At 46.2% G+C, this 10551-nt stretch carries 6 protein-coding genes and 4 pseudogenes; 3 read left to right on the top strand and 7 right to left on the bottom strand.

Annotated features, from left to right (window positions below; genetic code table 11):
* Positions 1 to 13: 13 nt before the first annotated feature.
* Positions 14 to 292: pseudogene (locus B9T16_RS21440) on the top strand (HNH endonuclease); the annotation flags it as partial.
* A 1318-nt stretch (positions 293 to 1610) separates the two neighbouring features.
* Here the strand turns inward: B9T16_RS21440 and B9T16_RS21435 are convergent.
* The 7 genes and pseudogenes from B9T16_RS21435 to B9T16_RS21405 all read right to left on the bottom strand — a co-directional run.
* Positions 1611 to 1841, bottom strand: a pseudogene (locus B9T16_RS21435) (RNA-guided endonuclease InsQ/TnpB family protein); the annotation flags it as partial.
* Between the two features lie 398 nt (positions 1842 to 2239).
* Positions 2240 to 2593, bottom strand: a complete 354-nt coding sequence (locus B9T16_RS21430) for a hypothetical protein (RefSeq protein WP_231852130.1) — start codon at positions 2591 to 2593, stop codon at positions 2240 to 2242.
* Between the two features lie 1064 nt (positions 2594 to 3657).
* Positions 3658 to 4200: pseudogene (locus B9T16_RS21425) on the bottom strand (IS200/IS605 family accessory protein TnpB-related protein); the annotation flags it as partial.
* A 25-nt stretch (positions 4201 to 4225) separates the two neighbouring features.
* A complete protein-coding gene (locus B9T16_RS21420; protein ID WP_050856767.1) occupies positions 4226 to 5413 on the bottom strand; it encodes a glycosyltransferase in 1188 nt (395 codons plus the stop codon).
* A 345-nt stretch (positions 5414 to 5758) separates the two neighbouring features.
* On the bottom strand, positions 5759 to 6265 hold the full coding sequence (locus B9T16_RS21415; RefSeq protein WP_006617186.1) for a hypothetical protein: 507 nt from the start codon (positions 6263 to 6265) through the stop codon (positions 5759 to 5761).
* A 361-nt stretch (positions 6266 to 6626) separates the two neighbouring features.
* Positions 6627 to 6770, bottom strand: a complete 144-nt coding sequence (locus B9T16_RS21410) for a hypothetical protein (RefSeq protein ID WP_157888681.1) — start codon at positions 6768 to 6770, stop codon at positions 6627 to 6629.
* A 17-nt stretch (positions 6771 to 6787) separates the two neighbouring features.
* Positions 6788 to 9073: a hypothetical protein gene (locus B9T16_RS21405; RefSeq protein ID WP_006617187.1), complete on the bottom strand. Its 2286-nt coding sequence runs from the start codon at positions 9071 to 9073 to the stop codon at positions 6788 to 6790.
* A 503-nt stretch (positions 9074 to 9576) separates the two neighbouring features.
* Between B9T16_RS21405 and B9T16_RS21400 the strand changes: the two genes are divergently transcribed.
* Complete coding sequence (locus B9T16_RS21400) at positions 9577 to 10284, top strand: Crp/Fnr family transcriptional regulator (protein ID WP_014274911.1); 708 nt, start codon at positions 9577 to 9579, stop codon at positions 10282 to 10284.
* A gap of 68 nt (positions 10285 to 10352) precedes the next feature.
* Positions 10353 to 10551, top strand: a pseudogene (locus B9T16_RS21395) (DUF2232 domain-containing protein); the annotation flags it as partial.

Genomic DNA, 10551 nt, shown 5'->3' with positions numbered 1-10551 from the left:
AGCAACACGTTAGGACGTAAAGTGGACGTACTGGGCAACCAGAAAAGGAAAAGCAATCGACACGCCARCAARGGTAGCAAAACTACTCAAGAAGCAAAAAGGCARGTGTACCTGGTGTGGGCAATACTTTACCCCATCAGACATAGTTGAAATAGACCACATTGTACCTCGAAGTCTCGGCGGAAAGGACGAATACAAGAATCTTCAACTACTACACCGCCACTGTCACGATGATAAGACGGCACTTGATAACGCTAAAGCTGTATCCCTCACAATGGAGCAATCAGACTAGGAGCCGTGTGAGGCGAAAGTCTCACGCACGGTTTTGTATGGGAGGGGGAGATGGCGACATCTCTCTCGACCCCTACTAGGCGGGGTCAAATTTAATCTGTAGGGACTATGGTTGTTTCCCAGTCCTTACAGACCCTTGGAGCCTGCACCGCAGGAAAGCCATTTCATCTACCCCTACAGGACTGACATCCATTCATTAAAGCATTATTAAGGCATTATTACATTTTTTAACGGGCTGTTTTGACACTCCCCGCTCTAAAGAGACGGGGATTCTTGGTTCGCGCGACTCGCCATTAGACCGCAGGTTCGCACCAACAGCCCAAGAGGGCCAATCTCCCCAAGCGTAATTTCCGGCGTGCCCCGCCGTAGCTAGTCCGCGTTTTAGGATATTCACTGCCGCATTGTGCGAGACGTTTAGGAGTTAAATAGGGCTGCAATGCCTGAAATAGCCTCCTAGTGGGACTTCTACTCCTTGGTTGAATATAAGGAGTGCGCCCTGACCATCCGATAACTATCTATGTGTCTCAACATCTGGAGACCCCCAGATAAGGCAGAGAGACTCAAGGTCAAGACAGAAAGCTAGAACGATGGAGTTGTGACCCACCTAGTATAGCAGAAAGTTGAGAGTAACGGCGATAGCCACCCCCAGTTTCAGGATTCACAATTCTGGGATTGAAGCGGGGAACGGAAGGCTCCGAGGTGTAACCTAACACCAGAATCGAGACCACTGCCAACCATCGATGATTAGGGAAACCGAATGTCCGGCTTGAACCATCGTAAAGTGTGAGTAGCGAAAACAGGTTGATACGCTGCGATCAAAGAGTAAGGGGAAAAGTGGAAAGTAATGATATTACCCAGAAGTAACGAAAGTTATGCACAGACCTTTAAAGTACCCCGGTGGACAGGACAAATCTAAAGATGGAATGCCCGCATAGATGGAACGTTTAAACCCCTCATTGGCTCTGCTAATAAACAAGTGAGCAATATTACTCACAAGTAGTAGTGAAAAGTGTAAGCGTATGCCTTTAAGGGGAAAGGATGTGACTGAAAGCTAATGCCTAATTGTAATGGTTAGGATATGCCCACTAGTCACGGTGTGGATATAGATACTGCGATAAAGTAGGGGCTTAATAGCGAAAGCGAGTTTAAAGACTACGCATGCAAATAGCTTTGAAAGTTGAAGTACAAAAGCAAGGGGTAGTAACCTTGTTCCCAATGACAAAAGGGGTATCCACATCAGGAGCCGTATGAGGTGAAAGTCTCAAGTACGGTTTGGAATTGGAGTTGGGGAAGGTGACTTCCCTTTCGACCATAACAACATCGCGCGCGGCTAGATATCCACAGTGCGAACAAATATGTGTTCTTTCTGATAGGGTTTTCTTCACCACTTGACCGCAGTTTGAGCATTCTTGGCTGGTATAGTGAGCTGGCACAGCTACCGTGACCTTGCCATATTTAACGCCAAAATACTCTAGCCAACCGCGAAAAGTAGACCAACCCGCATCATAAATAGATTTAGCTAGTTTTCGATTTCTTACCAGCCCTTTGACAATGAAGCTCACCCCACCCGCCCAAGGCAGGTGGGGGTGTCGGTGCTAACCTCGAACTGTGCTAGTCCACAGGTCACACAAACAAGCCCAGCTTCTAGGCGATCGCCCTCGAACGTTGGATCGAGGGCTCCTCACTGTCCTTTCGGCGAGTGAGCTGAAGAATGCCTCGTGCAGCAATATTGAGCGCCCCATTGAGGTCTGCATTGTATCGCTTGCCCGAGGAAAATTTAGCCAGAGCATAGTTSTTGGAGTCTCGCCCTTTCGACTCCACTACCGTCATAAGCCAACTTTTAGGTGGAGCTACGACATCAATGACCTTACCGCCTATCTCTTGCCACTTCATCTCAGTCAAATCTCGAATCATACCTTTAAGCCATCCATGAAAGCGTTGGCGAAGGTTAGAGCGCTTGCGCCCCCCCCTTAGCTTTCCATCCTTTCAGGTTCTCAAAGACAATAGCATCGGCATTGAACTGTTGGGCAATCTGCACGATACGCTTCGAGACAATTTGCCCAATTTGACGGTTGATATTACGGCATTTGCGGTAGGTATGAGAGCAGAAGCCTTTCTGGAGACTTCCACCTAGCCCCATCGTCTTACTAGCTCGTTTAGATACCGATTTCAGCCGCTTATCTCGACGGTCGCCGTTCCGCTGGACGCAGGTTCGAGCGGCTGCGGCGACTTCGTCTATGTCTCTGGCTGGGTGAATAAACTCCCGATAGGTTACAGTGCCGTCAAAATTCACGACTGCCACAGTAGCGGTGGTGTTGATACCCAGGTCAACACTTACAACTCGACCCTCTCCCTCCCGTTGAGGTGGATGACACTCAAATGGAACTGAGAGATGACAAGTCCTCTTTTGCTCATTGAAGATAAGGGACGGTGACAGCAGCTTGGTAGGGGTCGAGAGGGAAGTCACCTTCCCAAACTCCCATACAAAACCGTGCTTGATACTTTCACATCACACGGCTCCTGATGTAGATACCCCTTTTGACATCGGGAACAGGGTTACCACCCCCTGCTTTCGTACTTCAACTTATAGAGCTATATGCACACGATAGTCTTTAAACTCGCTTTCGCCATTAAACTCTTGTTGATTGCAGTATCTATATCCACACCGTGACTAGTGGGCATATCCTAACCATTACAATTAGGCCTTAGCTTTCAGTCACATCCCTTCCCCTTAAAGGCTTACGCTTACACTTTTCACTACTGTGCAGGTACATCCTGCCACTTGAGAGCCAATGAGGGGTTTAAACGTTCCATATATGCGGGCATTCCATCTTTAGATTCGTCCTATCCACCGGGGTACTTTAAAGGTCTGTGCACAACGAAACGTTGCTTCTGGGTAGCTGCAACAAACTCCCACTTTTCCCCTTACTCTTTGAGCGCAGCGTATCAACCTGTTTCGCTACTCCGTAGTTACGATGGTTCAAGCCGGACATTCGGTTTCCCTAATCTTGGATGGTTGGCAGTGGTCGAGTTAGAGGTAGGTTCCTCTGTTACGCCTTCCGTTCCCCGCGTCAATCCTAGGATTGTGATTCCTAAGATTGGGGGTGGCTACCGCCGTTACTCTCAACCTTGCTTTATACTCAAGGGGGTCACAACTTCCCTCTTTCTTCCGCTCAGTCTTGACCTTGAGTCTCTCTGCCTTTATCTGGTCTCGCACCCAGATGTTGGAACACATATATAGTTATGGGATTGTCAAGGTTTCTTAACTTTCACATCAAGTCCTTTATATTCCATCAAGGGGTGCAAGTCCCASCAGGCAGTTATTTCAGGTATTGCAACCCTATTTCATGCCTGAACATCTCGCACGTTGCTGTCCACGGTATGCCGTTCTCGTAGGCTGGTTATGCCAACGTTTGTCCAGACCCCATCGGTTCCGTTAAAGACCTTGATTTCGATGCGGTCATAGCCAGGTCGTTTATAGCAATTACCTCGATACAGGGTCGGATAACAGCCACTGTTGGGATTGAGGACGGGAGGTTTGGCATCCCGACGTTGACGAGTTCCCGATTGCCATTCCCGATATCGGGTCATGTAGCTACTGACTTGGCCAGCGGCGAAGACGATGGCAGCCCTTCGATAGTAGCTGGGGAACTTGTAAAAGGTCTGGTCAAATTGCCAGTATTTGGGGTTGGGGTTCTTGGCGGTTTGGTGAATCAGTTTCTCAACGGCTAGAACCCGTTTTTGACTCGATAACCCTCCGATAGACGGCCAATGGGTTAAGAGAATTCCCATCAAATGCCGACAGACACCTAGGGAGACCTCAACCGTTTGGCTCAGAAGCACTCGCGCTGCTGCTGTCGGGTTAAGATTCCATCGGTCTGTACGGATGATTGATGTGGTTTGTGCCATCACGCGCTTGTTACCCCAAGGCTTGTCAGATCGGCAGATCCTTTGCCCCCACCTGCCGTTCGGCGAGGTGGGGGAATGCGTCGCTATTTTTGTTCAAACACTTATCTACGAAATTAAGATAGTCCTCCCGAAACCGACTTTGATCAAATTGACTCGCATGAGTTCGGATAATTTCCGGATGAAATTGCCCATTGAGACTTTCAAAGACTTGGACTGTCTCCATTAAACCTGTTTCTGTTTGCGGCGTAAATAATAACCCTGTCCCGGAGTCGGGATATTTACGAATATCTCGCACGGTTTCTGTCGCGCCTCCTACTCCATAGGCGATCGCAGGTGTTCCGCAAGCCATGGCTTCTACGATCGCCATTCCAAAGTCTTCGCAGGCGGCATAGACAAATGCTTTGGCTTTGGACATATATTCCCCTACTGCCTGATCACTTTGCCAACCTAAAAGCTGGATATTGTCTTTGGCAATTTTCTTGATGCGATCGCATTGAGGACCTGTACCAATTACTACCAGCGGATAACCCAATTCGTTAAAGGCTTTGACAATTAGGGAAATTTTCTTATAACTCACCAGACGGCAAACGGTCAGATAAAAATCTTCTTTTTGGGCCTGAAATTTCATATTGTCCATCGCCACCGGGGGATAAATTACCTTCGCCTCACGACGGTAACATCGCCATATCCTCCGAGCCGTATGTTGAGAGTTAGCAATAAAATAATCAACCCGGTTGGCTGAAATCACATCCCATTGCCGTAGTTGGTGCAGCAACACACGGGTTAACATACCGGGGACTCCTGAGCCGACAGAGCTACCTCTGAGATAGTCAAAGGTGAGATCCCAAGCATAGCGCATGGGAGTGTGACAATAGCAAATATGCCTTTGCCCTGGCGTTGTAATCACTCCCTTGGCTACAGCATGGGATGAAGATAAAATTACGTCATACTCCCGCAGGTCTAACTGTTCGATCGCTAACGGTAATAGCGGTAAATATTTCTGTACACCATTTCTCGCCCAGGGAAAGTTCTGTAAAAATGTGGTCCCAATCTTTCGCCCATATAGATAACTCTCAGGATTACTTGATTCAAAATCAATCAGCGCATAAACTTGGGCATCAATATGCTTGAGAATTTCTCGCACCACTAACTCTGACCCCCCTGTGGCTTTCGGCGTTAACCATTCATGGACCAGAGCATACTTCAACGACACAACAGATATCTAACCCCTAATGCCTTCAGAATTTACTATCTCACAGGGCGGAAATTAATTGTGAACTGTGTTAAGTTTTTTAACCACCCCCCCCCGACCCAAACCCTGGACTCACACCCGTGGCTGTTGGAGAAATCACTTTCCACTTGGTCCCCCATAGCCGTTTCTCACCCTCTATTTAGTGGTAGCTTGGCGATTATTTAACATAGTGCGATCGCACCTATTGGGACAGCCATATCATTATGCGATCGCCTCTGATATTTGACCATGAAGCGAAATTAAACTATGATGAAAAACCACAGAAGTAATTAACTATTATGGCTAACAATTAGACAAGTTTAACCGTCACTTAATAGTTACTTTAGCTTGTCCGATTTCACAAGTAATTCCTTGATGACACCAACCCGCTCCTATCAGATCATTAAACATCACATCTACATCAACTACAGAGACTTTAAATTCGGCATTTGGCGGCGCACTGACGCTAAATCTGCATAGATAAGAATTGGGACAGTTAGGGTTACCAATATCGTCCGGTGTAGAACCATCAGGAAGACAAACAGTTCCCAATCTTTCGTTATACAAACAAATTGCCAAATCCGGGGCTCCATTTAATATATCCCAAGACTCATTGTTATATTTGGTCTGTTCCACTTCAACATCAACGGCTATTCTCTCAGCATGAGACGGTTCAGGAAAGCCGAATACAATTAAAACTAACAGGACTAAACATAACACATAACTCCTGAATAAATTCCCGAAATCCCAGGGTTGATAAATGCCTTTATTTCCTAGTAATTTGGCTAGTGGCGATCGCCGATATTTAAGGTTAATTTGATGCAGTGTATACATTGAATTTCACCGATTTCTAGTTAGTGTTACTATCATTCTGCCAGCACAACCCGCCACTGACAGCATACCCCCTATTGGAGAGGGTAGCTGATCGCGGAACGGCTGTACAAGACGCGAACCCAATCCTCTCTCAGGCAGTATACACTCTCCGCTGACATCATAAATCTAAAGATTTTCCCATCATTATTCCCAGTAAAAAACCCAGAATTTTAAGATTAATTTAACAATTGCTGAAACCGACGAATCAAAGCCTGTCAATTGTCAATCCCCAACCCCCAACCCCAAGAAATCCCCACCCCAAAGCGATCGCACCTTTTTATCCTCCCAAATAGCCATCTCCCACCCTCTCTTTAGTGGTAGATTAGGGATTATTTAACATAGTGCGATCGCTCCTATATGCTACTTGATTAATCATGTAATACACCCCACGCAGTCCCTCTCCCACCTGGGGAGAGGTATTGAGGCTTAGGGTAATATTTTCAGCCAATTCCCAACAACCTGTCATCTCCAATTCCACCTCAATTAATCGCGTTTTTTCGGGTTACTTTTACTCATTTCTTGACTCAAAGATTCTAAACTCAAAAATTCATCATTATCATCGATTTGTGATGATGATTCATTTTCCGCCTGTTCAAAACTGCTCAAGAGATCATCAAGAGTTACATCATAATCACCCCATTCCGTCAAAGAATTATCTGATACAGTTGCCGATTTTTCGGGTTTGCCCGCCGAATTAGAAGCAGCAGAACGCGATATTTTAAGACTCGAATTTAGCTCGCCAAACAAGTTATCAAAAGTAATCATTTCCTCCTCAGAAGGCATAGAAATCGGTTGATAATCCTCCCCGGAATCTTCAGCTAAGATATCTTCAATCTCATTAGATTCCGGGCTCTCTAACCTAGCCAATTCTGCCTCTAATTGTTCCAGGGTACTCTGATCAACTAACAGCCGAGAATCCATCGATTCATCATCATCGCTATCATCATCAACACCCGGAAGCAAATTCTCATCAGGAGAAGCATAGATAAACTGTTCATCCTCCTTTAAATTGGGTTCTTCAAAGATATTACTAAAATCTTCAAAAGTATCCTGACTAGCAGATGGAGAAGCCTTTTGATTGGGCGTGTCTCTATTCATCTCTACTGGCTGATTTTGATTGATATTTTCGCTCAAAATATCGTCATCCTCCCAGAGAAGTTCCTGAGCATCATCTGGCTGTAAACTTCCGTATAAATCTAATTCTTCCGACATAGAGAAGCCATCAAACGGGTCTGACTGGCTACCATTTCCACCCCCCGCAGAAGATACATTTCTCCGAGTTTCTCTCGCCACTGGTAGCTCTTCCTCTGGGGTATCCTTAAACAAATCTTGAGTATCCAACCTCAGATCTTCCTCATCAGGTTCTGATTCTGATAAATCTGTAGATGTCTCTGTAGATGTCTCTGAGGTATCCCCAAATAAATCCTCAGCATCCCAACCCCCATCATCTACCGATTCAGGAGAGATATCAGCAGCAGTTTCCGCCACTATATCATCACTATCATCAGCCTCATCATCACCGAATAAATCAGCATCCCAATTCCCCTCATCTACCGATTCATGGGGGATATCAGCAGCAGTTTCCGCGACTATATCCTCTTTTGGTTCCGGTCGTGGTTTTGATTCGATGGGAGTTTCGGAAACTCTAGTGGGTAAGGGAAGTTCCACCCCCGCAAAAGGAAAGAAATCATCGTGATCGCGAACAGAAGATATCTCTGGAGACGGTTGAGTTTGGGGAGTCATAGCCACCCCCTGCTGACCGATCGCATTAGGTTGAACCGTGGGAGTAGCCGGTCTAGTTTGTCGATCATCTAGGTGTATAGAAGATTGAAGTTGAGAGGTTGTAGCTTGACTCAACTGCTGGGTGAGATAATTAATCCAAGCCGAAAAAATCACCTCTCCCTGTTGTCCCAAACCGTGCATTTTCTCAATATTTTGGGACAGAGATTCCTGATAGGTTTGTAAATTGCTTTGTAGGGCCTCAAAAATGACACTTAAACTAGAATCAAGGGTCATCAGCATCTGATCAGACTGAGCCTGTAGAGTCCGCATTTGTTCCAGTCGTTGGGCTGGAGTGAGTCGGGGTAACATCTTAGAAGTTTCCAACTCCTCAGCATAGTCCCCACCAGCATCAGAGAAAACCCTTACATCGCCACTGTTTGCGCCTTCACCTCGTCCACGACTCAAAGCCGTGAGGGAAGACTCACTGGGGGTAGTCTCAACAGTATCCCCCAACAGTAGCGCATTAAGCACCTGTTCCTCAAGGTTACTCAGGGTTTCGCTGACACTCTCAGTCAGACTTTCCTGAAGACGATTCATCAATTCTTGCAGGAACTCTGTAATAATTTGTTGCTGTTCGTGGGATTGGTCAGCTGAGAGCAGATTTTCCTGTCGCCGCAATTCTAAAGCTCTGATATCCTGTAATAGTAGTTGTCGCTCATGGCGTAATTCTTCCACCTCAGACTTTAGCAAAGCCGAAAGTCGCGATCGCAAATAACCCATTTCTTCGCGCAAGGCTTGCCAAAAATTCTGCTGTTGGGACTCCGAAAGAGATGATGGGTCAGCGGAACCTGTAGATCTCAGGGACAATGAAGAGTCATCAATATCTTGTTGAAGAGATACGAGATAATTCCGAACACGCTGCAAAACTTGACGGGCGCGGGTCACGGTTTCCCCAAAAGCCACCCAAGGTAGGCGGGGGCTGGGTTGACTCAGTACCTCGTCAATTTCAGCAATAAGAGTCTGAATTTGATCCTGATGAGAAGTCAAGGGAGGGACCTCAATTTACTAGCGTTTGACGAGAAAATTTAACCGGGATATCAATATAGTTTGAGTTTCAATAGTCCAGATTTAACCTTTAAAATAGTGTTCCAATGAGTAAGCGTAGCTCGATGCTTGGCCAAAAGTTAGGGATAACCACCCCCAGGCCCGATTTGTAAGTGAACATCCAATTTAGGTTAATTTTGCTAGGATACAGTGATTTTGACTCTATATCCCTTTAAAATGATAACCTGCCTGTGCCAATCTAGTTCCCAACTCATCCCTGGTTAGTCTACCTGTGTAGGCTTATGCCCTCAATTATAATGAAAGCCAATCTTGGATTAAATCCATAGTCAAACCTTAGCTATTGTAGTTAAGTACATCGAAACCCCACAATAATAGTGGTATCGTTTGACTAAAGTTGGCTCTGTGAATGGTGACAGTGAATTGTCTATTGGACAACTCCTGCTAACTAGCCACGGATAAGCGCTAATTTCAAACATCATAGCCCAATGGAAGATCGGTACTTCTCCCGCGAGTCACAATCAGATATCACCCGGATGATTCTCTCGACTGCCTTTTTTGAGGGTTTACCTGAGGAGGTAGCCGAAAGAGCCACCTCTCATGTGGTGGGTCGAAGCCACCCCCCCAATCAAGTGATTTTGCTGGAGAATGATTGGGGTAGCTCAGTATATTTTATCTTAGATGGTTGGGTCAAAATTAGGACCTACAACCTTGATGGTAAGGAAGTCACCCTCAATATTTTGGGGAAAGGTGAATTATTTGGAGAAATGGCAGCCCTTGATGAAGTCCCCCGATCAACAGATGTAATCACCCTCGCCCCAACCATGATTGGCAATATGCCAGCTCAGGATTTTGTCCAACTGATTAACACTGAACCATTGGCAGGTATTAGGTTGGCTCAGTTAATGGGCCGCCGTCTACGTCAAGTCAATCGGCGGTTACGGTTGCGTGAGTCAGATAGTGCTTCACGAGTGGCAGATATTTTGCTGTTTTTGGCGGAGGGACAAGGAAAAACCACAGAATCAGGAACCACAATTCCTAATTTACCCCACCGAGAACTCAGCAGTTTGAGCGGACTAGCTCGGGAAACGGTCACTCGGGTACTCAGTAAACTTGAGAAAAAGGGATTAATTCATCGCGATCGCGATCTTCTCAGCATTCCCGATGTTCACGCCCTAGAGAGGATGTTGGTTTAACAATAGGTTAGCGGTCTTGGTCCTACCATGGCCCTGCCTAACCTCGTCCGTGATTTAAACTTGATAGCATGAGTGATTTTTCTAACCATAGCCCCCAACCTTCCCCTAAAACATCCGATCGCTTCCCTTCTGTGTCCCCCCTCGTTATGGTGGAAACAGCATTTCTCGCATCTACCGCCAGTTTGATTTGGTTTATCAACTACTACTTTCCCCTCGGTCCTCTGTTGCGAGTCTTTTTCTCCCTACCTATTGCCTTACTATATTTGC

Origin of the sequence: Arthrospira sp. PCC 8006, assembly GCF_046480465.1 — a bacterium.
GTDB lineage: Bacteria > Cyanobacteriota > Cyanobacteriia > Cyanobacteriales > Microcoleaceae > Limnospira > Limnospira platensis.
The sequence above is the reverse complement of the archived record's forward strand: the minus strand, read 5'-3'. Positions and strand labels throughout refer to the sequence as shown.